Origin of the sequence: Streptomyces sp. NPDC096310, assembly GCF_044763125.1 — a bacterium.
Lineage (GTDB): Bacteria > Actinomycetota > Actinomycetes > Streptomycetales > Streptomycetaceae > Streptomyces.
Map to the genome: position 1 here is coordinate 251,246 of NZ_JBIWFO010000003.1, position 23,929 is coordinate 275,174.

The 23,929-nt window shown below is 72.8% G+C and carries 22 protein-coding genes and 1 tRNA gene; 8 read left to right on the top strand and 15 right to left on the bottom strand.

Going from position 1 to position 23,929, the window contains the following annotated elements:
* Positions 1 to 16 precede the first annotated feature (16 nt).
* From ACIQ7D_RS09440 to ACIQ7D_RS09450, 3 genes are read right to left on the bottom strand one after another with little or no spacing between them, the layout of a single operon-like run.
* Positions 17 to 1,681: a hypothetical protein gene (locus tag ACIQ7D_RS09440; protein ID WP_403935498.1), complete on the bottom strand. Its 1,665-nt coding sequence runs from the start codon at positions 1,679 to 1,681 to the stop codon at positions 17 to 19.
* Positions 1,672 to 2,865: a hypothetical protein gene (locus ACIQ7D_RS09445; protein WP_403935500.1), complete on the bottom strand. Its 1,194-nt coding sequence runs from the start codon at positions 2,863 to 2,865 to the stop codon at positions 1,672 to 1,674. The genes ACIQ7D_RS09440 and ACIQ7D_RS09445 overlap by 10 nt, the downstream gene beginning before the upstream one ends.
* Entirely contained in the window at positions 2,786 to 3,802 is a 1,017-nt protein-coding gene (locus ACIQ7D_RS09450) for a phosphatase PAP2 family protein (protein ID WP_403936074.1), read from the bottom strand. Before ACIQ7D_RS09450 ends, ACIQ7D_RS09445 begins: the two co-directional genes overlap by 80 nt.
* Positions 3,803 to 4,016: 214 nt before the next feature.
* On the opposite strand from ACIQ7D_RS09450, the gene ACIQ7D_RS09455 reads away from it, so the two are divergent.
* Positions 4,017 to 4,613, top strand: coding sequence for a histidine phosphatase family protein (locus ACIQ7D_RS09455; protein WP_403935502.1), 597 nt, complete (start codon positions 4,017 to 4,019; stop codon positions 4,611 to 4,613).
* 49 nt (positions 4,614 to 4,662) lie between these two features.
* On the opposite strand, the gene ACIQ7D_RS09460 is transcribed toward ACIQ7D_RS09455, so the two are convergent.
* The gene (locus tag ACIQ7D_RS09460; RefSeq protein WP_403935504.1) at positions 4,663 to 6,069 is read right to left on the bottom strand and encodes a tetratricopeptide repeat protein; all 1,407 of its coding nucleotides are present in this window, start codon (positions 6,067 to 6,069) and stop codon (positions 4,663 to 4,665) included.
* 317 nt (positions 6,070 to 6,386) lie between these two features.
* Between ACIQ7D_RS09460 and ACIQ7D_RS09465 the strand changes: the two genes are divergently transcribed.
* Complete coding sequence (locus ACIQ7D_RS09465; RefSeq protein ID WP_403936076.1) at positions 6,387 to 6,824, top strand: hypothetical protein; 438 nt, start codon at positions 6,387 to 6,389, stop codon at positions 6,822 to 6,824.
* 100 nt (positions 6,825 to 6,924) lie between these two features.
* Positions 6,925 to 7,782: a spermidine synthase gene (locus ACIQ7D_RS09470; RefSeq protein ID WP_403935506.1), complete on the top strand. Its 858-nt coding sequence runs from the start codon at positions 6,925 to 6,927 to the stop codon at positions 7,780 to 7,782.
* A gap of 67 nt (positions 7,783 to 7,849) precedes the next feature.
* On the opposite strand, the gene ACIQ7D_RS09475 is transcribed toward ACIQ7D_RS09470, so the two are convergent.
* The gene (locus ACIQ7D_RS09475) at positions 7,850 to 8,428 is read right to left on the bottom strand and encodes a hypothetical protein (protein ID WP_403935508.1); all 579 of its coding nucleotides are present in this window, start codon (positions 8,426 to 8,428) and stop codon (positions 7,850 to 7,852) included.
* A 113-nt stretch (positions 8,429 to 8,541) separates the two neighbouring features.
* On the opposite strand from ACIQ7D_RS09475, the gene ACIQ7D_RS09480 reads away from it, so the two are divergent.
* Positions 8,542 to 9,267: a response regulator transcription factor gene (locus tag ACIQ7D_RS09480; RefSeq protein WP_403935510.1), complete on the top strand. Its 726-nt coding sequence runs from the start codon at positions 8,542 to 8,544 to the stop codon at positions 9,265 to 9,267.
* Complete coding sequence (locus ACIQ7D_RS09485) at positions 9,264 to 10,703, top strand: ATP-binding protein (RefSeq protein WP_403935512.1); 1,440 nt, start codon at positions 9,264 to 9,266, stop codon at positions 10,701 to 10,703. Before ACIQ7D_RS09480 ends, ACIQ7D_RS09485 begins: the two co-directional genes overlap by 4 nt.
* A gap of 105 nt (positions 10,704 to 10,808) precedes the next feature.
* Here the strand turns inward: ACIQ7D_RS09485 and ACIQ7D_RS09490 are convergent, their stop codons facing one another.
* The 4 genes from ACIQ7D_RS09490 to ACIQ7D_RS09505 form a co-directional block, all read right to left on the bottom strand.
* Positions 10,809 to 12,218, bottom strand: a complete 1,410-nt coding sequence (locus ACIQ7D_RS09490) for a GH1 family beta-glucosidase (protein ID WP_403935514.1) — start codon at positions 12,216 to 12,218, stop codon at positions 10,809 to 10,811.
* Positions 12,219 to 12,300: 82 nt separating this feature from the next.
* On the bottom strand, positions 12,301 to 13,248 hold the full coding sequence (locus tag ACIQ7D_RS09495; protein WP_403935516.1) for a carbohydrate ABC transporter permease: 948 nt from the start codon (positions 13,246 to 13,248) through the stop codon (positions 12,301 to 12,303).
* Between the two features lie 9 nt (positions 13,249 to 13,257).
* Positions 13,258 to 14,352 carry a carbohydrate ABC transporter permease gene (locus tag ACIQ7D_RS09500; RefSeq protein WP_403935518.1) on the bottom strand — a complete coding sequence of 365 codons (1,095 nt, stop codon included), beginning with the start codon at positions 14,350 to 14,352 and terminating at the stop codon, positions 13,258 to 13,260.
* A 3-nt stretch (positions 14,353 to 14,355) separates the two neighbouring features.
* Positions 14,356 to 15,690 carry an extracellular solute-binding protein gene (locus ACIQ7D_RS09505; RefSeq protein ID WP_403935520.1) on the bottom strand — a complete coding sequence of 445 codons (1,335 nt, stop codon included), beginning with the start codon at positions 15,688 to 15,690 and terminating at the stop codon, positions 14,356 to 14,358.
* A 355-nt stretch (positions 15,691 to 16,045) separates the two neighbouring features.
* Here ACIQ7D_RS09505 and ACIQ7D_RS09510 point away from each other — a divergent pair, with 355 nt between their 5' ends.
* Positions 16,046 to 17,116: a LacI family DNA-binding transcriptional regulator gene (locus ACIQ7D_RS09510; RefSeq protein ID WP_403935522.1), complete on the top strand. Its 1,071-nt coding sequence runs from the start codon at positions 16,046 to 16,048 to the stop codon at positions 17,114 to 17,116.
* A gap of 185 nt (positions 17,117 to 17,301) precedes the next feature.
* Here ACIQ7D_RS09510 and ACIQ7D_RS09515 read toward each other — a convergent pair whose 3' ends face one another.
* The 6 genes from ACIQ7D_RS09515 to ACIQ7D_RS09540 form a co-directional block, all read right to left on the bottom strand.
* A complete protein-coding gene (locus ACIQ7D_RS09515; protein ID WP_403935524.1) occupies positions 17,302 to 17,655 on the bottom strand; it encodes a DUF6415 family natural product biosynthesis protein in 354 nt (117 codons plus the stop codon).
* A 244-nt stretch (positions 17,656 to 17,899) separates the two neighbouring features.
* Entirely contained in the window at positions 17,900 to 19,045 is a 1,146-nt protein-coding gene (locus tag ACIQ7D_RS09520) for a helix-turn-helix domain-containing protein (protein WP_403935526.1), read from the bottom strand.
* A 92-nt stretch (positions 19,046 to 19,137) separates the two neighbouring features.
* Positions 19,138 to 19,773, bottom strand: coding sequence for an HAD family hydrolase (locus ACIQ7D_RS09525; RefSeq protein ID WP_403935528.1), 636 nt, complete (start codon positions 19,771 to 19,773; stop codon positions 19,138 to 19,140).
* An 87-nt stretch (positions 19,774 to 19,860) separates the two neighbouring features.
* Positions 19,861 to 19,933, bottom strand: a tRNA-His gene (locus ACIQ7D_RS09530).
* Between the two features lie 106 nt (positions 19,934 to 20,039).
* Positions 20,040 to 20,642 carry an oligoribonuclease gene (orn, locus tag ACIQ7D_RS09535; RefSeq protein WP_403935530.1) on the bottom strand — a complete coding sequence of 201 codons (603 nt, stop codon included), beginning with the start codon at positions 20,640 to 20,642 and terminating at the stop codon, positions 20,040 to 20,042.
* Between the two features lie 10 nt (positions 20,643 to 20,652).
* Positions 20,653 to 21,873 (bottom strand): GlxA family transcriptional regulator, encoded by a 1,221-nt coding sequence (locus tag ACIQ7D_RS09540; protein WP_403935532.1) that lies wholly within the window; start codon positions 21,871 to 21,873, stop codon positions 20,653 to 20,655.
* Positions 21,874 to 22,934: 1,061 nt separating this feature from the next.
* Between ACIQ7D_RS09540 and ACIQ7D_RS09545 the strand changes: the two genes are divergently transcribed.
* Together ACIQ7D_RS09545 and ACIQ7D_RS09550 are read left to right on the top strand one after the other, a co-directional pair.
* Positions 22,935 to 23,456, top strand: coding sequence for a universal stress protein (locus tag ACIQ7D_RS09545; protein ID WP_030354999.1), 522 nt, complete (start codon positions 22,935 to 22,937; stop codon positions 23,454 to 23,456).
* A 155-nt stretch (positions 23,457 to 23,611) separates the two neighbouring features.
* Positions 23,612 to 23,857: a hypothetical protein gene (locus ACIQ7D_RS09550; protein WP_403935534.1), complete on the top strand. Its 246-nt coding sequence runs from the start codon at positions 23,612 to 23,614 to the stop codon at positions 23,855 to 23,857.
* Positions 23,858 to 23,929: the final 72 nt, after the last annotated feature.

Below are 23,929 nucleotides of genomic sequence, written 5' to 3' on the forward strand. Positions count from 1 at the left end.
CCGGCCGGGACGGGGCTCACAGGAAGTCCTCCTCGGTCACCGGATCCGGCACCGGCGCGGGGAGCGTGCCGTCGAGGGGCGCCTCCGGGCCCGCCGGCGGGCCGCCGTGCGTCCACGGCGTGTGCTCCGGGTCCGGCAGCTTGGGCCCGCCGCGCTGGTCGTGCTCGAAGAGCGTCCACGCGATCCGGTCGCCCTTGGCCGGTACGGAGCCCGGCGCGGGCTCCTTGCTCCGGCCCATGCGGTCGGTCAGCCGCACCACCAGCACGCCGCCGCCGGCCTCCGCCGGGCCTTCCGCCGCGTCGCCCTCCCCGTACGGCACGAACTCCTCGTACCGTACGAACTCCGCCGTCTGCGGTTTGCCGTCCAGCGAGCGGAACACCTTCACCCCCGCGCCGAGCTGCGGACGGTCCTCGGTGCGGACCGTGACCAGGGGGCGCGGGCTCGGCCGCTTGCTCTCGCTGTACGCCATCACCACCTCCGTCACCTCCCCGAGGAACGCCTCCCCGGCGAGCCGCCGCCCGGCCAGCACCAGCGGGTCGTCCAGGGCCTCCTGCGCCTCCAGTTGGCCTTGGGCCGTCTCCCGCGAGGCGAGCTTCTGGGCCGCCGTCACCGCGTCGTCCCTGCGCGGCTGCGGCGGCTCCCCGGCGCGCACCCGGTCGCGGTGGCCGGTGAAGGACCAGCGGTCACGCGTCCAGCGGTCGCCGACGCGCTCGCCCTCCGGCAGCGCGCGCAGCAGGTCCAGACCGTGCCAGACCGCGTCCCACGTGGGCCGCGTCACGGACTCCAGCAGTGCGCGGATCCGCCGCTCGGCCGCGGTCAGCCGGGCCAACTGCTCCTCGGCGCCCGGCCCGTCCTGCGCCGCCGCGAGCGCGCCGCGCGCCCGGTCGTACGCCTCGATCGCGGGTGCCAGCAGCGTGTTGTCGAACGCCGGGTCCGTCGCCGGGCCGGCCGGCGGGCACACCAACTGCCCCTCCCCGTCCCGCGCCAGCTCCGCCCCCAGCGCCGCCTCCGCGCCCGGCGTGCCGTCCGGCGGATCGAGCCAGGCGAGCAGCGCGCCCAGGTGCTGGTCCTCCAGGTTGGACTGGCCCGTCGCCCAGTGGCGGTTCAGCAGATCGGTCGTCGCGAGCAGCAGCGAGGAGCCGGGAACACGGGCCCGCTCGCCGTAATGCGTCAGCCAGCGACCGAGCAACGGCACCCGCGGCGGCGCCGGGTAGGGCGCGTCCGGGTCGTCCTCCGCCGTCCGCCGGAACCGCATCGACCGGCCCAGCAGCCGGACGAAGTCGACACCCGGCCGGTTCGGCACGATCACCTGCGGCGCGTCCACGCACAGCTCGACCTCGACCTTGACCCGCTTCCCGGTCTCCGGGTCCGTCTCGTTGCGCTCGGCCGGCTCGATCACATCGGCGTACCCGTCCAGGTACGGCAGGACCGTCTCGGCCAGCTCGCCGAGGAACGCGAACCGCAGATCGCGGTCGCGCGGCTGCGCCACCGTCAGCAGCCGGGGCGCGTCCCGGTCCGTCCCGACGAGCGCGCCGAGCGGCGCGCCCGCCTCGCCCGCCGTGGTGAGCGGGACGAGTACGAGCGGCCGGTCGGAGATCCGGCGGTGCCGCACGGTCGTCAGCGGCTGGGCGCGCCCGGTCGCCGTGGCCTCCAGCCGCGCGAGCGTACTGATCAGCGACATACGGCCTCCTCGGTGCGGGCACCGGCCGCGCGGCGCCGCCCCTCCGCCAGGGCCTGCGCCCGCAGCGCCGCCGCCCGCCGGAGCGTCGCGACCGTCGGGTCCGCCGGGTCGCCCGCCTCCCCGCGCGCCGCCGCCAGCACGGCGGGAACCGTCGTCAGGCCGCCCAGCTCCCCCCGTACACCACGGCCCAGCGCCTCCACCGCGCCGTCCGCGCGCGCCGCCGAGCGGCAGTGGAAGGCCAGCTCGCAGGCGGCCAGGCAGTCGGGGGCGTACGCGGCGGAGACCGCTTCGACGGCGGTCGTCAGCTCCTCGCCCGAGCAGCGCTCCACATCGAAGGTGGTGCCTTCGGGAAGCGCCCGCGCGATCTCCTCGATCCGGGTGAGCCGTGCGAGCTGCCGGCGCGTCACCGAGAGCTGTTTGCGTACGTCGACCACGGACGCCGTCGGCAGGTTCGAGAAGTCCTTCGGGCACACCAGCAGCACCCGGTGGCTCACCTCGGCGCCCTCGGTGACCCGCGCGACCCGTTCCAGCGCGAGCGCGTACACCGCCGCCTGGCGGGCCGCCGCGCCGACCTTGGCGGCGTCCGCCGAACCGTCGATCATCGGGAAGGACTTGATCTCCACGACCGTCCACCGGCCGTCGGGCCGCACCACCACCGCGTCCGGCTCCAGATAGGCGGGGGAGCCCGCGACCTCCAGCGCCAGCAGCGGATGGTCCAGCAGCGCCCACCCCGCCGCCTCCGTCGCCTCGCGCAGCGCCAGCGCCGTACGCGCCACACGGCCCTCGGGACCGGCCGCCGACAGGTCAGGTACGAAGACCTCGCCCGCGCCCGGTGGCGGCGCCGAGCCGCCGAGGCGCTCCGCGACCAGCCGCATCAGCTCCGTACCGCCGTCGGCCTTGACCTTGGCCTCGAAGGCGTTGCCGCGCATGAACGCGAACTGCGACTGCCCGAACGGCGCGGGCGAGCCCAGTGCCGTCGCGAGCGCGGCCTTGTCGACGCCCGCGCCGTCGAGCAGCGCACGGCGCCGGCAGCCGGGGTTGGCCGCGAGGGCGGCCAGCGCGCGGGCGTCGAGCGGATGCGGCGCGACGGTGGGGCCGCGCAGCTCAGCGAGCCGTCGCCGGAGTGTCGTCTGCGGAGGAGGTGCTGGTGCTGCTGCGGGTCCGCTGCCCAGGGAATCGCTCACCCGCCGAAGTCTCGCATCCACCGCTGACAATCGGGGCCGGGCGGGCCGAAGGGGCCGGGGGCGACACCTGGGACAGGGCGGCCGTCCGGGGCGGTTGCGGCAGGTGGGGAGCGGTGCCCGGCGTCAGCCGGATCCGTACGCGCTCCACGGCGCGCGTCACAGGACCCGTCAGCAGCGCACCCGCGCCCATCACCGCGGCGCCCGCGACCGCGTCCAGGAAGTAGTGGTTGGCCGTGCCCATCACCACCACGGTGATCACCAGCGGATAGGCGAGCCCCAGCCACCGCACCAGCGGCGTGCGCGCGTGCTTCCACAGCAGCACCCCGCACCACAGCGCCCACCCCACATGGAGGCTCGGCATCGCCGCGTACTGGTTGGTCATCCCGCCCAGTCCGCGCGGCGCGCTGGCCTCCGTGCCCCACCAGCCGTACGAGCTGTACTGCGCCATGGTGTCGACGAAGCCGTACCCCGCGTCCAGCAGCCGGGGCGGGCAGGTCGGCAGGAGCGTGAAGCCGACCAGTCCGAGGAGGGTGGAGACCATCAGCCAGGTGCGGGCGGCCCGGTAGCGGGCCGGGCGGCGGCGGAAGAGCCAGACGAGGACCGCCGGGGTCACCAGGTAGTGCAGCGAGGCATAGGCGAAGTCGGCGGGTATCCCGATCGCCGGGGTGCTGGTGAAGAGGCGGTTGAGGGGGTGCTCGGCGTTGAGGAGGAGCGCCTTCTCCACCCGGAGGATCGCCAGTCCGTGGTCGACCGCCGTCGACACGTCGCCGCGCGCCAGCAGCCGGCCCGCCGAGTACGCGGCGTAGACCACGGCGAGGAGGGCCGGCTCGGCCCACCAGCGGGGCCGGGGGCGCGGGCGGTGCGTCGCTCCGGTGTCCCCACGGTCGGCACGGGCGGCACGGGCGCTGGCGCGGTACGGCATCCGGGCGGTCTCCATCATGTTTTCATGCGGCTTTCGGCCGACGTTCAACCGTACGGTGTAGGCGGTGGACGCCTTCGGCCGGGTGTACCCGGGAATCCCTGTTCGACAACCGCACTCCGACGGAGTGTGGGACGCCGGTACGCGTCGGGAGGTTGCCCCCTGGAAGTCGCCGTTCGTTCAGGTGCGCGATGATGGAACGGCACCAATGTGAATCTCAGGGAGCATTTCCATGGCACCGCGCATCCTGCTCGCCCGGCACGGCCAGACCGCCTGGTCGCTGTCCGGACAACACACGGGCCGGACGGACGTCCCCCTGCTCGAAGAGGGCCGCAGGGGCGCCAAGCTGCTCGGCGAACGGCTGCACCGCGAGCCCTGGTCGGGGCTGGCGGACGTGGAGATACGCACCAGCCCGCTGGCCCGCGCGAGCGAGACCTGCGAGCTGGCGGGGTTCGGGGAGCGCGCCGAACCCTGGGACGCGCTGATGGAGTTCGACTACGGCGCGTACGAGGGGATGACCCCGGCGCAGATCAAGGCCGACCGCCCGGAGTGGCTGATATGGCGCGACGGAGTCCCGGACGGCGAGACCCTGGCGCAGGTCGCCGCCCGCGCGGACGAGGTCGTCGAGTGGGCCCGCTCGGCCGACCGCGACGTCCTGGTCTTCGCGCACGGCCACATCCTGCGCGCCATCGGGGCGCGCTGGCTGGGCGAGGACATCGCGTTCGCGGCCCGCATCCGGCTCGACCCGACCTCGCTCTCGGTGCTGAGCTGGGCGTACGACCTGCCCGCGATCCAGGTCTGGAACGACACGGGCCACCTCGTGGCGTGACCGGGGCCCGCCCGGCACCGCCCCGCGCGTAGTCCCCTCGCGCGGTGGACTACGCGCGCGCCTTGAGCGTCGCGTGGCGCTCCAGGAACGCGCCCACCTCGGGCAGCCGCCGGTGCGGCAGCAGCACCCGCGCCGTCGCGGCCAGCTTCGTCAGGATGCGCGACGACTGGACGTCGTCCAGCAGGTCGAGCACCTGGTGCCCGGCCGCCGCCGCCTCGTCCGGCGCGCCCGCGCGGGCCAGGTCCGTGGCCAGCTCCGCGCGGTAGAGGGCGAGGTTGCGGGCGAAGTGCGGCTGCTGAAGGACCGTCGCGCGGTACGCGTGGCGCGCGGCCCGCGCCCAGTCGCCCAGCGCCGCGTGGCACAGCGCCTCCTGCGCCTCCAGCTCCGGCTCGCCGAAGAACGACATCCACTCCGGGTCGGAGTCCGAGGGCCCGCGCTCGAAGTAGCCGTGGGCCTGCGACAGCGCCTGCTCGCACCCCGTACGGTCCCCGAGCCACGCCCGGCCGCCCGCCTCCCGCAGCGCGAGCAGCGACAGCAGCCGCCGCGAGGAGAGCCGCGCCGCCGCCCGCCGGCCCGCCTGCGCGGCGCGTACCGCCTCCCGGTACTGGCCCGCGTCCCTGGCCAGGAACGACGTGTTGCAGAAGGCGTGCGCCTCCAGGGCGTGATCGCCCGCGATCCGTGCCGTGGCCAGCGCCTCCGCGTAGTGCGAACGCGCCTCGTCGAAGCGGCCGGAGTCATGGGCGAGCCAGCCCACCGAGATCGACAGCTCGCCCGCGCCCGCGTAGAGCCGGTGGGCGGTGGCGCGCCGGGTCGTCGTGCCCGCGTCGAGCAGGGTGTACGCGGCGCGCAGCGGCTGGGCGGCGCTCCGGTAGAGGCCGTCGGCGCCGTGCCGGTCGTCGAGCAGCCGGATCCGCCGTACGGCCTCCTCGACGGCGTGCACCTCGGCCTCGCCGACCCGCCGGGGGGCGGGGACGGAGGCCGCGGGCGCCTCGCCGAGCCCGAGGGAGGCGGCCATCACCGTGGCGGGGCCGGTCGTCATGAATGCGCGACGCAGCACGTCGCTCTCCTCGCTGGTGTCGCTGGGGTGGTTCGTCGGGGCCGTGGACACGGGGGTCCAGGCCGGTGCGGGTCTCGGGGTGGGGGTGGGGGAGGGGACGGCCGGCGGGCGGCGCTGGGCCGTGACCCGCGCCGCCCGGCCGCGTACGTCCTCGCGTGCCGAGAAGCCCAGGTCCCGCAGCGTCAGCCCCGGGAACATGTGCAGGAAGACCCGTTCGTACGCGTAGTTGGGGCAGCGGATCTCGCCGGCCTCCACCCGTCCGATATAACGTGCGTCGCACGCGACATGTTCACCGATCTCCCGTGCGGCCCTGCGCACGGCGGCGGCGAACTCCCCCGGCGAGCGCTGTCCGCGCAGCCGGCGGAAGGCGGGATTGGGAACTGCCCGGGACGACGTCATGGCCGAGCCCCTCCTGGTGCAGCCGATGTACAGCCGGAACACAGCCTCACGTACAGCCGAATACGACCGGCCCCCGGCCGGTGTGCGGCCGGGGATCCCGGCAGAGCACGAACGTACCGTCCGTGACGGTGCTTATACACAGAGTTTGCCTACAAATCGGATTTCTCGCCCACGATCCGCCATGAACTGCCATCCTTTGCGGCGGCGTTTCGCCGTAGCCGTTGACACCGCGTCGCGTTGAACCTGAAGGAGACGCTCAACGTGTCTGCGTTCGACGAGGAGGGCTTGCCTTGTTGGAGTGGGAGTGGAAGGTCGGTATGGAGACCAGCGGTGGCTCACGCACGACTGCTCAGCACGCACATCACCAGGAGTCCAGCGCACGCCCCGACGACACCGGGGAGGCGCCCGACCTGGTGACCGTCCCGGCGCGCCAGGGGCTGGAGGCGGTGGACATCCTGCGGCGAGGCGCGGCCCCGGCGGGCGCCCCCCGGGTCGGGCCGGTGCTGCACGACGGTGCCTGCGACACGCTCGGCTTCCTCGTGCCGCCCGGTACGGCGGCCGGCTGGGACCTGCCGGGCAGCGCCTGTACGCAGACGTACGGCCGGGGCCTGCGGATCCCCTCGGAGCCGCCGGTCACCGGATCGGGCTGGCTGCTGCCGCCCGATGTGACGGGGCCCGTCACGGACCCGGTGGTGCTGCGGGCGGCGCTGGGGGAGGCGGCCCGGCTGATCGAGGCCGCGGACCGCTGCTCCTGACCGCTGCTCCTGACCGGGCGGCCCTCCCGGACGCGGGGAGCTTCGGCTCCGGCGCGGGCCCGGGTCAACGCCCCGCACCCGGCTACGCGACAATGGGGGCGTGGCACGCGGCAGGCGGGACCGGGCGGACGCCGTCGTCGAGAGTGTCGACGCCGGTGTCGCCGAGCTGACCCCCGACCGCGAGCGCGCCCGCGCCTGGACGCTGCTGATCGACGGTGCCCCGCAGTCCCATGTCGACCTCGACGACCCCGCGCATCTCTCCTTCGCGTACCAGCGCAGGCTCGGCCACATCATCGACCTGGTGGCCCCCGCCCAGCGGCCGCTGCATGTCGTGCACCTCGGCGGTGGCGCCTTCACCCTCGCGCGCTACACCGCCGCCACCCGGCCCCGCTCCACCCAGCAGATCGCCGAAGTGGACGCGGCCCTCGTCCAGTTCGTACGGAAACACCTGCCGCTGGACCCCACCGCCCGGATCCGGGTCCGCGCCACCGACGCCCGCGCCGCGCTCGCCAAGGTGCCCGACGGCTGGGCGGACCTGGTGATCGCCGATGTGTTCGGCGGGACGCGCACCCCCGCCCATCTCACCAGCGCCGAGTTCCTGACCGGCGTACGGCGGGCCCTGAAGCCGGACGGCTGGTACGCCGCGAACATCGCGGACGGCCCGCCGCTCACCCATCTGCGGGGCCAGATCGCCACCGCCGCGGGCGCGTTCGAGCGGCTGGCGCTCGCCGCCGACCCGGCCGTGCTGCGCGGCCGCCGCTTCGGCAACGCCGTCCTGCTCGCCTCGGACCGGGAACTGCCCGTGGCGGAACTGACCCGCAGGGTCGCGAGCGACCCGCATCCCGGACGCGTCGAACACGGGCGCGCGCTGGCCGACTTCAGCGGCGGGGCGGCCGTCGTGACGGACGCGGGTGCGAAGGCGTCACCGCTGCCGCCGCCGGGGACGTTCACGGAGTGAAGCCCCTCGCCGGGCCCTCACCGGCCGCTCACCGGGCCCTCGCCGCGAGAGGACCGTCAGAGGACCGTCAGCGGTCGTCGAACTCCACCCTCGGCGGACTGTCGTGCCACGTACAGAAGACCGAGACCTCCCGGCCGTCCCGCGTGAACGTCACCCGGATCCAGTACTCCTCCGTCCACACCTGCACCTGCCAGCCCGCGTCCGGCGTCGCCGAGACCAACTCGGCCGACGCGGAGCCCAGTTCCAGGACGACCCGGCCACCGTCGACCGCGTAGCTCTCCACCCGGCCACCGGAGCCGGACCCCGACGGGGCCGACGGGGACGGTGACGGCACCGGAACCGCCCCGGGCCCCGGGCCCTTGGGCGTGGACGGCGAGGCGGCGGGACCGCCCTGTGGAGCCTCCGGCGCCGGGGACGGGGACGTCGGCGCCGGCGCGGACGGGCTGCGGGGCCGCCGCGTCGAGGAGTCCAGCGGCGCACGCGAGGCGGCCGAGACCTCCTCGGCGGCGTTCACCGGCAGCGGGAGCGCGCGCGGCGGGTCGTACGCCGTCCCGGCCATGACGGTGTGGACGCCCCACCAGGTCAGCGTGGTCGCCGCGCCGGTGGCGAGGAGCCAGGCGATCGTGTGTACGAGTCCTCTGCGCATCGGGGCCATAGTGCACCACGTACGTCACCGCTGTCCCCCGGGTCGTCCCGGTGCGGCGCCCGGCCCCGTGGACCCGTCTCCCCGCGAGTCCCCGATGGCGTACGGTGCCGCCCATGCCCAGTGTGCTCGTGGTCGAGGACGACCAGTTCGTACGCTCCGCACTCATCAGGCACCTGACCGAGGCTTCCCACACCGTACGGAGCGTCGGCACCGCCCTGGAGGCGCTGCGTGAAGTGGCCCATTTCCGGTTCGACGTGGTCATCCTCGACCTCGGACTGCCCGACCTCGACGGCTCCGAGGCGCTGAAGATGCTGCGCGGCATCACCGACGTACCGGTGATCATCGCGACCGCGCGGGACGACGAGGCCGAGATCGTCCGGCTGCTCAACGACGGCGCCGACGACTACCTCACCAAGCCGTTCTCCGTGGCGCACCTCTCGGCCAGGATCGCCGCCGTCCTGCGCCGCTCCCGCGCCGCCGGGGGCGAGGCACCCGCCCCGAACGTGCTGCGGGTGGGCGGGCTCGCCATCGATCCGCTGCGCCGCCAGGCCGAGTTGGACGGTACGCTGCTGGACCTCACCCGCCGCGAGTTCGATCTGCTGACCTTCCTCGCCGGGCGCCCCGGGGTCGTCGTACCGCGCAAGGAACTGCTCGCCGAGGTCTGGCAGCAGAGTTACGGCGACGACCAGACCATCGACGTCCATCTCTCCTGGCTGCGGCGGAAACTGGGTGAGACGGCGGCCAGGCCCCGCTATCTGCACACCCTGCGCGGCGTCGGCGTGAAACTGGAGCCGCCGGTGGAGTCCCGCGTCGACCGGGGCGGGGAGTCACGGCCGTGAGATGGGCCCTGATCAAGGTGTCCCTGGCCGTCACCGTGATGGTCGTCGTCGCCTTCGCGTTCCCGCTCGGCCTGGTCATCAAGGAGATGGCCAGGGACCGCGCCTTCACCAACGCCGAGCGGCAGGCCGCCGCCATGGGACCCACCCTCTCCATCACCACCGACCGCGCCGAACTGGAGCGTGCCGTCGCCTCCACGCAGGCGGGCGCCGACGGGCGGATGGCCGTGCACGTCCCGGCCGCGGGGGCGGAGGAGGCGGCCGTGGAGATCGGCACCCGCCGGGCAGGCCCGGCGGACCTGGAGACCGTACGGCGTACCCCGCGTGCCGCCACGGCCGAGGTGGCGGGCGGCTCCGTACTGCTCCAGCCGACCGCCCTCGGCTCGGGCCGGATCGCGATCGTCGAGATCTACGTCCCCGAGGACGAGGTCACCAACGGCGTCACCACCGCCTGGCTGGTCCTCGCGGGCGTCGGCCTCGCCCTGATCGTCGGCTCGGTCGCCGTCGCGGACCGGCTCGGCGTACGGATGGTCGAACCCGCGCGGCGCCTCGCGGGCGCCGCCGGCGCCCTCGGCGAGGGCAAGCTCGGCGCCCGCGTCCCCGAGGAGGGTCCGGCCGAACTCCACTCCGCAGCCGTCGCGTTCAACTCCATGGCCGACCAAGTCGTCCAGCTCCTCGCCAACGAACGCGAACTCGCCGCCGACCTCTCGCACCGGCTCCGTACCCCGCTCACCGTGCTCCGTCTCAACGCCGCCTCGCTCGGCGAGTCCCCGGCCGCCGACCAGACCCGGTCGGCCGTCGAGCAGTTGGAACGCGAGGTCGACACGATCATCCGCACCGCCCGTGAGTCCAAGCCGCAGACGGTCGCCGCCGGACCGGCCGGCGGATGCGACATCTCCGAAGTGGTCCGGGAGCGCATGGACTTCTGGTCCGCGCTGGCGGAGGACGAGGACCGTACGGTACGGGTCGCCGGGATCGGCCGCCCGGTGCGCGCCCCGGTCGTCAGGACCGAACTGGCCGCCGCGCTCGACGCGTTGCTCGGCAATGTCTTCCGGCACACCCCGGAGGGCACCGCCTTCTCGGTCGACGTGCACAACGGCGAGGACGCGGTGATCGTCCTCGTCTCGGACGCCGGTTCCGGTATCGCCGACCCCGAGGCCGCGCTCGCCCGTGGCAACAGCGGGGCCCGCGAGGGCTCCACCGGCCTCGGCCTCGACATCGTGCGCCGGGTCGCGGAGTCGACGGGCGGCGATGTACGGATCGGCCGTTCGGTGCTCGGCGGTACGGAGATACGCATCTGGATCGGCCTCGACGGCTGGCGTTCCCCGGACGAGCGGCGCGGCCACCGGCTGCGCGGGCGGGGCCGGTGGCGCGGCGGCGGGAGGTGGCCGGGCAGGACCGGCCGGGGAGCGCGGACGTCCGAGGGCGCGCAGGCGTGAACCGCCGCCCGGGGACCGGCGGACGGACCCCGTCCGCCGCCCGGGGCCGGGCAGAGGCGCACAGCCCCCGCCCCGCCTGCCCGGCCCGCCCCCCAGGGCCCCCTCTCAGCCGAGCGGTGGCTCCGGCAGCTCACCGGTCGCCGCCACCTTCGCGTACCACCGCGCACTCGACTTCGGGGTACGGCGCTGCGTCTCGTAGTCCACATGGACCGCGCCGAACCGCTTGCCGTACCCGTACGCCCACTCGAAGTTGTCCAGCAGCGACCAGAGGAAGTAGCCGCGTACATCGGCCCCGTCCCCGATCGCCCGCCGCACCGCCGACAGATGGCCGTGCAGATAGCGGATCCGGTCGGGGTCGTGGACCGAGCCGTCGGCGGCCGGCTTGTCCTCGTACGCCGCGCCGTTCTCCGTGACCATCAGCGGCAGCCCCGGAGCCTCGCGCGAGTAGCGCATCAGCAGGTCGTACAGCCCGTTCGGATCCACCGTCCAGCCCATCCCGGTCAGTTCGCCGGGCGGCTGGTGGAAGGCGATGTCGTCCCCGCCGGGCCAGGGGGAGTGGTCGCTCTCGCCGTGACCGTCGTGCCGCTCCGCGCCGGCCTCCGCCGCGGCCGAGACGACGGCGGGCTGGTAGTAGTTGACGCCCAGCGAGTCCAGCGGCTGACGGGCCACCGCCGCGTCGCCCGCGTGGACGAAGGACCAGTCGGTGAGCCGGGCCGTATCGGCGAAGAGGTCGTCCGGGTACGCGCCCGCGAGCATCGGCCCGGTGAAGATCCGGTTGGCGAGGGCGTCGATCCGGCGCCGGGCGTTCAGATCCTCGGGCGCCTGCGTCCTGGCCCGTACGCACGACGGGTTGAGGCTCACCGAGACCTGCGCCCGCGCCGGCAGCACGGAGCGCAGCGCCTGCGTGGCCAGACCGTGGCCGAGGTTGAGGTGGTGGGCCGCGCGCAGGGCGGCCACCGGGTCCGTACGGCCCGGGGCGTGCACCCCGGAGGCGTAGCCGAGGAAGGCGCTGCACCAGGGCTCGTTGAGGGTCGTCCAGCGCTCCACCCGGTCGCCCAGCGCCTCGCCGACGTACCGCGCGTACTCCGCGAACCGGTACGCCGTCTCACGCTCCGGCCAGCCGCCCGCCGCCTCCAGCTCCTGCGGGAGGTCCCAGTGGTAGAGGGTGAGGACCGGCTCGATGCCATGGGCGAGCAGATCGTCGACCAGCTCACGGTAGAAGTCCAGACCGCGCTGGACGGCCGGCCCGCGCCCGGTGGGCTGCACACGCGGCCAGGAGACCGAGAAGCGGTACGCGTTCACGCCGAGGTCCGCCATCAGCCGGACGTCCTCGGCCCGGCGGTGGAAGTGGTCGACGGCGACGTCGCCGGTGTCGCCGTTCCACGTCTTGCCGGGCGTATGGCTGAAGACGTCCCAGATGGAGGGCGTACGGCCGTTCTCCTGGGGCGCGCCCTCGATCTGGTACGCGGCGGTGGCGGTGCCCCAGAGAAAGCCCGGCGGGAAGGTTTCGGACATGGTGCAGCTCCCGGTGACCGTAGGGATGGGGGGTGTGGGTGGGGGGTGAGATGCGGTGGGACCCGGCGGGCGGGGCGCGGCGTCAGCCCTTGACCGCGCCCTGCATGATGCCGCCGACGATGTGCTTGCCGAACAGGACGAAGGCGATCAGCAGCGGCAGCGTGCCCAGCAGCGCGCCCGCCATGATCACCGACTGGTCGGGGATGTAACCGCGGCCGAGCCCGGTCAGCGCCACCTGCACGGTGGGGCTGCCGTTCTGGGTCAGCGCGATGATCGGCCAGAAGAAGTCGTTCCAGGCCATCACGAACGTCAGCATCCCGAGCACGGCCATCGCGGGCCGCGCGGCAGGGAAGACGACGTGCCAGACCACCCGCCAGCTGGCCGCGCCGTCCACCCGGGCCGCCTCGATCAGCTCGGTGGGCAGCGCCCCGGTCAGGTACTGGCGCATGAAGAACACGCCGAACGCGCTGACCAGCGTGGGCAGGATGACCGACTGGAGCCGGTCGGTCCACGACAGCTCGGCGATCAGCATGTACAGGGGGACGACGCTGAGCTGCGGCGGCACCATCATCGTGCCGATGACCAGCAGGAGCAGCAGGTTCTTGAACCGGAAGCGGAGTTTGGCGAAGGCGAATCCGGCGAGCGTGGAGAAGAGCACCGTACCGGCGGCGATCGAACCGGCGACGATCGTCGTGTTGAGCAGCGCCGTCCCCATGTTGGCGTCGGTCCAGGCGATCTCCAGGTTCTTGAACAGGTTCCCGCCGAACCAGAACGGCGGCGGGGTCTGCGCGAGCCGGGTGTTGTTACGGGACGCCGCGATCGCCGTCCACACCAGCGGGAACAGCGAGCCGACCGTGAACACGATCAGCACGGCGTAGGTGATCCGGCCACCGTGGAGCTGCCGTCCCGCGCCGCGCCCGCCCGTCCCCCGGGCGCCCCTGGGCGGCGGCGGTCCCGGTGTCCGGGCGCCCGCCGGCGACTTCCGCTCCGACTCCGATGACTCTGACTGTGACTGTGTCGTCGTGGACATGTGTCTCCCTCACCGGCCCTGCGAGCTTGTGCGCAGACGACGGCTGATCAGCCAGTTCACCGCGCCGACGACCAGCAGGATCAGGAACATCGTCCAGGCGATCGCCGAGGCCCGGCCGAGATGCAGGTTCACCCAGCCCTGCTCGTACAGATAGAGCCCGAGCGTCTGGAACTGATGGTCGGCCCCACCGTTCGCGCCTCCGGCGCCGTTGAAGAGCAGCGGCTCACCGAAGAGCTGGGTCGCCCCTATCGTCGAGACCACGACCGTGAACAGAATGGTCGGCCGCAGCGACGGCACGGTCACATGGAGGAACTGCTGCCAGCGCGAGGCGCCGTCCAGCGCCGCCGACTCGTAGAGATCGTCGGGGATCGACTGCATCGCCGCCAGATAGATCAGCGCGTTGTAGCCCGTCCAGCGCCAGATGACGATCGTGGAGACCGCGAGCTGCGAGGTCCACGCGCCGTTCTGCCAGTCGACCGGATCGATCCCGGCCATCCCCAGCGCCCAGTTGATCATCCCGTAGTCGCGGCCGAAGAGCAGCACGAAGACCAGGGTCGCGGCGGCCACCGAGGTGGCGTACGGGGTGAGCACGGCGACCCGGAAGAACATCGAGCCGCGCAGCCGGTAGTTGAGGAGATGGGCGATGCCCAGCGCGATCAGGAGCTGCGGAACGGTCGACAGCACCCCGATGGTGAGCGTGTTCTTCAGCGCGTTCCAGAAGAACTCGTCGCTCACCAGCCGGGAGAAGTTCCGCAGCCCCACCCACTCCATGTCGCCGGGCGCGGTCAGCTCCACCCGGTGGAGCGAGGCCCAGCCGGTGTAGAGCAGCGGGAAGAGGCCGAAGGCGAGGAAGAAGACGAAGAACGGTGCGACGAAGACGTACGGGCTCCACCGCACGTCGCGGCGGTACCAGCGGCTGCGCCGCTCCCTGCGCCGCTCGTCCTCCCCGTGCTCGCGGTCCGTGCTGTCCTTCCGGCCCCGCGCCGTGCCGGGCCGCCCACCGGGGCGGGTCCGCGCGCGCGTCCCGCCGGAGGCGGCGGGGCCGTGGGCCGGGGCCGCGCCCTCCTCCCCGGAGGGCGCGGCGGCGGGTGCGTCACTGGCCATCGGTCACTGGTCCAGTGCGTTGTCGATCGCCTTGACGGCCGCGTTCCAGCCGTCCTTCGGCGAGGTCCCCTTCTGGTCGACCTGGAGCATGCCGACATCGGCCAGGTTCTGCGAGATGATCCCGTCCTTCGGGCCGAGGATCTGCACCGGTACGCCCTTGGCGGCCTGGACGAAGATCTCCCCGATCGGCGCGTTGCCGAAGTACGCGTGCTTCGCGCCGGAGACCGCGGGCAGCGCGTAGGCCGCCTGCGAGCTGGGGAAGCTGCCGCGCTTCTCGAAGAGGGTGGCCTGCTGCTCGGGCGCGGTCAGCCAGGCGGCCAGCTCGGTGGCGGCCTCCTTGTTCTTGCCCGCCTCGGGCACGGTGAGGAAGGAGCCGCCCCAGTTGCCGGGCTTGGGCGCGGCGGCCACGTCCCACTTGTCCTTGCCCGCGTCCCCGGCCTTGTCCTGGATGTAGCCGAGCATCCAGGGCGGGCAGGAGACCGTGGCGAAGGCGTTGTTGGAGAAGCCCTGGTCCCAGGAGGGCGTGAACTGCTGGAGCTTGGCGGTCAGCCCGTTCCCGGCGAACGAGGCGGCCTCGTCCCAGGCGGCCTTCACCGCCGGGTTGGTCTTGTAGACGACCTTGCCGTCCGCGTCGTAGAAGCGCTCGGCGGAGCTGCCGAGGACGGCGGCCATCACCCCGCTCGCCGAGTCGACGAAGGCGGTCCCCTTGGGGGCCTTGGCCTTGAACTTCTTCCCGGCGTCCAGGTACTTCCGCCAGTCGCCCGCCCACAGCGCGCCGACCTCCGCGCGGTCGGTGGGCAGCCCGGCCCGGGCGAAGAGGTCCTTGCGGTAGCAGATGGCCTCGGGGCCGATGTCCGTACCGAGCCCTATGGTCCGGCCCGCCTTGGTGGTGGCCTGCTCCCACTTCCACGGCACGAAGCTGTCCTTGCGGACGCCGGGCGCCTTGCCGAGATCGACCAGTTTGTCGCTCTGGGTCGCGGTGACCTCGGCGATGTTGGCGACCTCGACCGCCTGGATGTCCGCGAGCCCGCTGCCGGAGCCCAGATGCGTGAGGAGCTGCGGGTAGTAGTTCTCGTTGCGCTCGATGGAGGTCTGCTTGATCACGATCTCGGGGTGGAGCTTCGTGTACTGGTCGTAGAGCCCGGCCTCCTTGAGGCCGAAGGCGCCGAAGACGCCCACGGTGATCGTGGTCTTGCCCTTGCCGCCGTCGCCCCCGCCGCTGGAGGCGGAGGCGGAGGGTTCGTCGTCGGCGGCGCAGCCGGCCAGGGCGCCCGCGGCCAGGGCCGCCGCGGCGGCGAGGGCCGCGAGCCGACGGGACGAACGAGTACGTGTACGCATGACGTCCTCCTAGTGCCACCGACGTCGCCGGCCTCCGGCCAACCGCGTGCGTGCTCGGTGCTGCGTGCCGCTGTCCGCGTTGCGAGGGGGGATCCGGCGCGGTCGGGCCACGTGCGGGGCATGTATGGGTCAGGTACGGTGGGAGCGCTCCCACATGTGATGTGTTGAAGCGTCGCGGGTCCCCGTAGGGGTGTCAAGGGACAGGGCTGGACTCGGAACGGATTCCTCGGACGGGTGGCCGCGACAGCCCGCCCGGGCGTACGGAACGACCCGTCCGGGGCGGGTACGGGCGCACGCGGGCAGGGGCGGGCGCGCCCGGGCGGGTACGGGTGCGACGACTGGGTGGGAGGCACGGATGACGTCTCGGATGTACCGGCCGCGCGGCGGCAGGCTGCCGACGCTCGAAGAGGTGGCGGCACGCGCCGGGGTCGGCCGGGGCACGGTCTCCCGGGTGATCAACGGATCCCCCAGGGTGAGCGCCCGGACCAGGGCCGCCGTCGAGCGGGCCGTCGCGGAGCTGGGGTACGTGCCCAACCGGGCGGCCCGCGCGCTCGCCGCCAACCGCGCCGACGCGATCGCCCTGGTCGTACCGGAGCCGGAGGCGCGGTTCTTCGCCGAGCCGTACTTCTCGGACATCGTCAGCGGGGTCGGCGAGGCGCTGTCCGAGACCGGGATGCAGCTCCTGCTCACTTTCGCGGGCGGCGCCAGGGAGCGCCGCAGGCTCGCCCAGTACCTGGCCGCCCACCGCGCCGACGGCGTTCTGCTGGTCTCCGTGCGCGCCGACGACCCGCTGCCCGAGCTGCTGGCCCGGATCCCCGTCCCCACCGTCATCAGCGGCCGCAGGTCCGAGGCCGAGCCGCTGCCCTCGGTCGACTCCGACAACGCGGAGGGCGCCCGTACGGCCGTGACGCATCTGCTCTCCCGGGGCCGCCGCACCATCGCGACGATCACCGGCCGGCTGGCGGTGTACGGCGCGGCCTGCCGCCTGGACGGCTACCGCCGCGCCCTGGCGGAGGCGGGCCACGCCCCCGACGAGGGGCTGGTCGCCGTGGCCGACTTCACCGAGGAGGGCGGCCGCCGGGCCATGACCGAGCTGCTGGCCCGCCGCCCGGACCTGGACGCGGTCTTCGCCGCCTCGGACGTCATGGCGGCGGGCGCCCGCCAGGCCCTGCGCACGGCGGGCCGCCGGACCCCGGACGACGTGGCCCTGGTCGGCTTCGACGACTCGGCGATCGCGCGCCTGATGGATCCGCCGCTGACCAGCGTCCGCCAGCCGATCGAGGAGATGGGCCGGGCGATGGCACGCCTGGTCCTGGCGGAGATCGGGACACGAGGCAACGGCACGGGAACCCTCCTGGCACGCCCGGGCCCGGGCCCGCGCCAGATCATCCTCCCGACGGAGCTGGTGGTACGCGACTCGTCCTGACCCTCCGTGCAGAGCGGTCCAGGGGAGTCATACGCGAGGGAGTTGGTGGTCGCGCGGCCTCGCGAGCGCGTTCGGGCGGCAGACCAGGTGCTGCCGGACGGGTGGATCCGCACCCGAGCCGGTCTCGACAGTGGTCTCGGTCGACGGCTGCCCGGGGAGGACCGGCTTGTCGCAGCGCGCGCAGATCAGCGGCCCTCCCGAGGCGGATTCCCGTAGTGCTCCAGAAGCCACGTGCAGTCGCGGAGCAGGATGGCTACGTACACCTGAGCGGACAGCGGGGACGACGTCATCTGCTCGGTGACGTGGCGCTGGACGTTGTCCAGACGGGACCGGCGGCCGTACCACTCCTGGCCGCCCCGCCACAGCCCCTCGACATGCGCCTCGGCGGCGGGCAGCAGGGCCGCGATGTGCCTCCGCAGCTCCGCACCGATGGCGGCCAGCTCGGAGAGGTCGGCCCTTGTTCCGCCGAGTGCGGCGGCCTCGGCGAGGGTGGCCTGGATGGCGGACGTGGTGGGCCTGGTCTCGCTGTGAGCGGTCACCGGATGTGCCCCGCGCTCGCCGGCGAGGTGGCTACGAGACCGTCGTGCCGACAGGTGTAGCCGTGGAGCCGGACAGGGCTGACATGGCGGCGGGCCACGGCCGTTGGTGCATACTGCATCTTTTGTCCCATCTGCCGGGTTGGTGTGGGCAGAAAGAGCATGGGTGCTGGGGCGGGGTGTAACTGCTACACCGTGTATCACCCTTCTTCAGGCGGCACCGATCCATGCGGCGAAGGCGCTGAGGTCAGCGTTCGCCTCGCGCGAGGCGGCGCAGAGTCGCCGTGTCCTCCCGCGCCCAGGGGTGCGCGCGGGTGTGCTGCGGAGCGATGGACCGGGCCACCTGAAGCGACGCGAAAGCATCTGCGCGGCGGCCGCTCCGCACCTGCGCGCGGGCCACTTCGATGTAGAAGCCCGACCGGCGCTCGCTCGTCATGCCGACCGGCGGCTTCCAGCCGTGCGCGATTTCGACGACGCGGGCTGTGTGATCACCGTCCAGGGCTACAGCCACCGACACCTCATGGATCCTGAGTGAACCGGGTCCGAACGCGGTTCCGCTGTAGATGCCTTCGGGGACGCGTAAAGCCATCGCCCGCGCTTCCGTAAGGTGCGTCTCTGCCGCATCGGCGTCCCCGCTCCGGCCGGCCACGACCGCGGCCCGCATGTGGAGCGCGCCCAGGGCTGCCGCGTTCGGTGCGTCGACAGGCGGGCCGCAGTCGTCGATGGCGGCCTCCAGTGCCCTCAGCCCCAGCCCGTACGAACGGGCGGCGAAGAAGACCTCGGTCCGGACATAGGCGGCGGATGCGGCGAGCAGAGGGTCCTCGGCCTGCTCGCTCGCCCAGCGCATCACGTCGATGAGCCGTGCGGACACATCGTGAGCCCCTGCCTTGTACGCCACCGCGTCCGCCGATCGCGCGGCGCGGGCAAGTAGTCGTACGGCCCTCTGCCGGTCCATGCGTACGGTATGTACGGTGACCAGCAGATCGGTGAGCAGCCGTGGCACATCGGCCGCCAAGCCGCTGTACTGCGCGCCAAGTCGGCGGGTTTCCGCTGCGGAGACCGCCGTGGCCAGCTCGGGGAGTGCACGGGTGGCTGTGGCCTTGTCCGTGCCGATGTCGTACCCGGCGATCGCCGCGGACATCCGGGGCAATGCTGCTCGCACGCGCTCGGACACCCGGGGAGGGTCGGCGGTGAGCAGCCGGTCCGGATCGGTGCCGAGCGCGGTGGCGAGACGATCGAGCGTCGCCGCCCCCGGGCTCCGGACGCCGCGCTCGATCCCTCTGATCATCGAGAGGGAGACGCCCGAGACGCGGGAGAGATCAGTCTGCGACATGCGGCGCGCCTGCCTGCGGGCGGCGATACGCGTACCGATGTGCTGAGGGGCGGTGGCCATACGGGCTCCTCCGGGGCGGGACTCGGTCGCACCGTACCCACGCGGACCCGTCGCGTAGGGGCAATGCACGGGCAGACGTACCCGTACGGAGGTCAGCGGATGATGTCGACGAGCTCGTGCAGACCGTCGATCCGGAAGTCCGCCTCGGCCGCCGTCGGCGTATCGGCCCAGAGGTATCCCCACGGTCCTCGGCGCAGGTGCGCGGTCAGCAGTCCCGCCTGCTTCGCGGGGCCGATGTCGTTCGCCGGGTGATCGCCGACATAGAGCGTCTCGTACGCGAGCGTTCCCGCCGCGGCAAGGACGCGGGCGAAGAACTCGGCGGAGGGTTTGGCGACACCCCACTCGCCCGAGGTGGCGACGAGGTCGGCCGGCAGGTTCAGAGCGCGCAGCAACTCCGCTGCCTTGACGGTCTGGTTGCCGGCGACGACGACGCGGACGCCCTGCCCCTGGAGGGCGGCGAGGGCGGGCCGGGTGTCGGAGTACAGATCGCTCTCGTCGAGCCGCTCGCCCTGGCCCGCGGCCTCCCGGGCCGCGTACTCCGCTGCCACGTCGATGCCCGGCCTGATGAGCCGCAGGGCGTCCGCATTGTCCCGGCCCTGCGCGACGACGGCTCCGACGAGGGCGGCGACCGTATGGCGCGGTGCCCCCAGCCAGTCCGCCCAGGAGGCCCAGTACCTGTCGTCGCGGACCAGTGTCTCGCCGACGTCGAACACCACCGCACGAATCATGTGGCACAGCGTAGAAGGAGGGCGAGCGCCGTTCGGCGACGAAGAAGGCCCGACCTGCTTTCCACAGATCGGGCCTTGATCGACAAGGGTGAGTAACGGGACTTGAACCCGCGACATCCTGGACCACAACCAGGTGCTCTACCAGCTGAGCTATACCCACCACGACCGGTCTTTTTCTTTCCCTGACCGGCCGAGAAAAAGTGTACAGGGTCCGCGAGGGTGCTCGCACCCGCGTTGTTCCGGGGTGCGGAGCGGGGCCGTGGGGCCTATTCCGTGCGCAGGACGTGCTTCGCCGCGATCTGCTTCGCGCGGTCGGAGTCCGGCCCCGGCTGCGGTACGAAGACCGCCTCCCGGTAGTAGCGCAGCTCCGCGATGGATTCGCGGATGTCCGCCAGCGCGCGGTGGTTGCCGCTCTTCTCCGGGCTGTTGAAATAGGCCCGCGGATACCAGCGGCGGGCCAGTTCCTTGATCGAGGAGACATCGACGATGCGGTAGTGGAGGTAGCCCTCCAGCGTCGCCATGTCACGGAGCAGGAAGCCGCGGTCGGTGCCGACCGTGTTGCCGCACAGCGGCGCCTTCCGGGGCTCCTTCACGTGCTCGCGTACGTACGCCAGGACCTGCTCCTCGGCGGCCGCGAGCGTGGTGCCGCCCGCCAGCTCGTCGAGGAGTCCCGAGGCGGTGTGCATCTGCCGCACCACCTCGGGCATGGTCTCCAGCGCCGCGTCCGGCGGGCGGATCACGATGTCCACCCCTTCACCGAGCACGTTCAGTTCCGAGTCGGTGACCAGCGCGGCCACCTCGATGAGTGCGTCGTCCGCCAGCGAGAGCCCGGTCATCTCGCAGTCGATCCACACCATTCGATCGTTCATACGCCTTACCCTACGGGGCGCTCCGCTGGCCGGGCAGACTCGGACGGCCCGGGCCTGTCGCGTACATGTCGGGTCCGGCCTTGCCGTGGTCCGGCAGCGCCGCGGACGCCGCCGGATGGCCCGGCGGACTGGAGGCCGCCGCCGCCCGCCTGGAGTGCGCGGACGCCTGGGCGGGCACCATCGACTCCATGACCCCCGGCGGCATGGGATCGCCCTGCGGGCGCCTGGCCCGGTAGGCGGACCGGTATGCCGCGGGGGAGGAGCCGAGCTGCCGCCGGAAGTGCCCGCGCAGCGCCACCGGGGAGCGGAAGCCGCAGCGGCCGGCGACCTCGTCGACCGAGTAGTCGGAGGTCTCCAGGAGCCGCTGTGCCTGAAGCACCCGCTGGGTGATCAGCCACTGGAGCGGCGCGCTTCCGGTGAGCGAACGGAACCGCCGGTCGAAGGTGCGGCGGCTCATGTACGCGCGCGCCGCGAGCGTCTCCACGTCGAACTGCTCGTGGAGATGTTCCAGTGCCCAGGCCACGACCTCGGCGAGCGGGTCGGAGCCGATTTCCTCTGGTAAAGACCTGTCCAGATAGCGCTCCTGCCCGCCACTGCGGCGCGGCGGTACGACCAGCCGGCGGGCCAGGGCCCCCGCTGCCTCCGCGCCGTGGTCGGTCCTGACGATATGCAGGCACAGATCGATTCCGGCCGCTGTTCCGGCGGAGGTGAGCACGTCCCCGTCGTCGACGAACAGCTCCCGCGGGTCCACATGGACGGACGGATAGCGTTTGGCGAGCGTCGGGGCGTACATCCAGTGCGTGGTGGCCGGCCGGCCGTCCAGCAGTCCGGCCGCCGCGAGCACGAACGCGCCGGTGCACAGTCCGACGATTCTGGCGCCCTCCTCATGGGCACGGCGCAGTGCGTCCAGTGCCTCGGGTGGTGGCGGTGATGTGATCGACCGCCATGCCGGCACGACCACGGTGCCTGCCCTGCTGATCGCCTCCAGGCCGTACGGCGCGGTCAGTTCGAGCCCGCCGGTGGTGCGCAGCGGGCCGTCCTCCCCACCGCAGACGAGCAGGCGGTAGCGGGGAACCCCGGCGTCCTGGCGGTCGATTCCGAACACCGAGAGCGGAATGGAGCTCTCGAAGATGGGGCCGCCGCTGAAAAGAAGCACGGCGACGACTTCCCGGCGTCGACGCCCGGAAAGCTTCCGTACTGACTCCGGTACGGCGGTGGAGTCCTGGCTCATGGCGCTAAGCCCCCCTCGGTGTTCTCGTCTCCCCGTTCTTGTCGGGCCTTTCGCTCCTGCACGATTCCCCTCGGTTTTGCACGGGTCCCCAGCCGTCGATCCTCATGATCGAATCTACTGTGTTCCGTGGTGCCGGCGTGACAAGTTCTCCAACCGGCGCTATGTCGACAAGGCAACTTGGCGCGAAGCATTCGATCACGAAGCGTTCCACTCGCGAGCCGAGAGTGGAAGTGGGCGTCGCATGCATGGCCCATCCCCGTAGGGTGCGGAGGGCCGTAGCGGTCCTTTCTTCCCTGGTGGCAAGGGGGTTGGCAGGCCATTTCATCAAAGGTTGGGCCCAAGTGCGAAGTTGGCTGAAAAGTGATGGGTGCGTCTGTGCGATGCGCTCAATCCTCCGGCGCACCACCCTCGTACGCGCGTGAGACCTCCCGCGCCCCCTGTCCATCTGGTTGAACCCTCCACGAGTGACGGCTTCCGGACGGTCCGTACGTTCCGTACATCCTTACGTACGACGCCACCGTGTCCGACGGGGGCCGGCCCCGGGTGGCGCGAATCCGCGCGACCTCGCACAGGGCCCGTGGCGGGCCTGTCGGAGGTCGGTGGGACCGCTCCCATTATTCCGCGTGGCGGGGCGGGCTCCGGGCCCGGGAGGGGCCTGGGGGCGGGTCCTGGGCCCCGCCGCGGCCCCCGCGCGCCCCGTGGCGCGTGGCGCCCGTGAGAGGCGGGCGCCGGGTGGTGCGGAAGCGCGGGCGCCCCCGGGGGCGGCGGCATGGCCGACGGGAGCCGGGCCGTCCGGTCACCCGTGGGGGTGATCCTGGATCTCCGCGGGGCTACCGGGGCACCGCCCGGGAAGCCTGTAGGGGCCATCCGGCATTGCGATCCGGGACCGCCTCGTGCATGCTCCCTGGAACGCCGCGTGTGACGCGGCGGGCTCTGGGCATGAGAGGAGTGTCGCCGTACCCTTTGGGGTATGGGGTTGGGAAGACGATTCCCGGACACAGCTCCGTCCACCCCGCCACTCGTTGCTCCTTCTCAAGAGGACCTCTTTCGCCGAGACATCCATGGCCGGTCACGAAATCCCAGAACCCGCAGACCGCGAGCAGGTAGCCGACCCACTGTCGGACCTGCAAGCGGCGGAACAGACACGCGCCTCCTGTGATCCGGCCTTCCGGCACGGAGTGGTCGTCGGCTTCGACGGCTCGATGTCCAGCGAGCGTGCGCTCGCCTACGCCATCGGCATGGCCCGGCGCCTCGGCTCCGGCCTGATCATCGTCCATGTCGCCAACCGGCTCCCGACCACGGTCTGGGCGGGGTGCGAACCCCCGGTCTTCGTGGACGTCCCCGACCACCGCACCGAAGTGCTCGGCCTCGAACTGGCCTGTGCGGACTACCTCGCCGAGGTGCCGTGGATCCTGGTCGAGCGCGGCGGCGACATCTGCCACGAACTCGAAGAGGTCGGCCAGGAGTACTCCGCCGACGCGATCGTCGTCGGCTCCACCCACGGCATCGTCGGGCGGATCTTCGGCTCGGTCGCCGGGCGGCTCGCCCGCCGCGCGCAGCGCCCCGTCGTTGTCATCCCGTAACAGCCCCTCGCGGGACGTCCGTTCGGCCTGAGAGGCCGTCAACTCTCTTGGTCACGGCGTGAATTTACTCACGCGTAGAGGTGGGTTGTGCGCTCGTGAAGGGTACATAACGGCCGCTGGGACTCAGCACCCGCACATCGTGAAGGGAGCCCGCCGTGGACAACGACGTCTCTGCGGGAAGCACCAATTCCACTTCCATTCTCGGCCATCTCGCACTCGGACTCACCCTGCTCGCCGGCGCCCGGTTCGCGGACAGTTCGGGCCTGGCCGAAGTGGGCGGCTGGGTCGCCGCCGTGTCCGGGCTCGCCTCCTGGTACGGAGCGACGGCCGCGCTCGCCCACTGGCCGACCACGCTCCCCCGGCGGCGTGCCGCCGGCCGGGGAGTGGCCGCCACCGGCTAGACGAGTCATTCCGAAGTAGCGTCGTCCGCCCCTTGGGGCGGGCGGGGAGGTGTCAGGTGCACCGCACTCGCT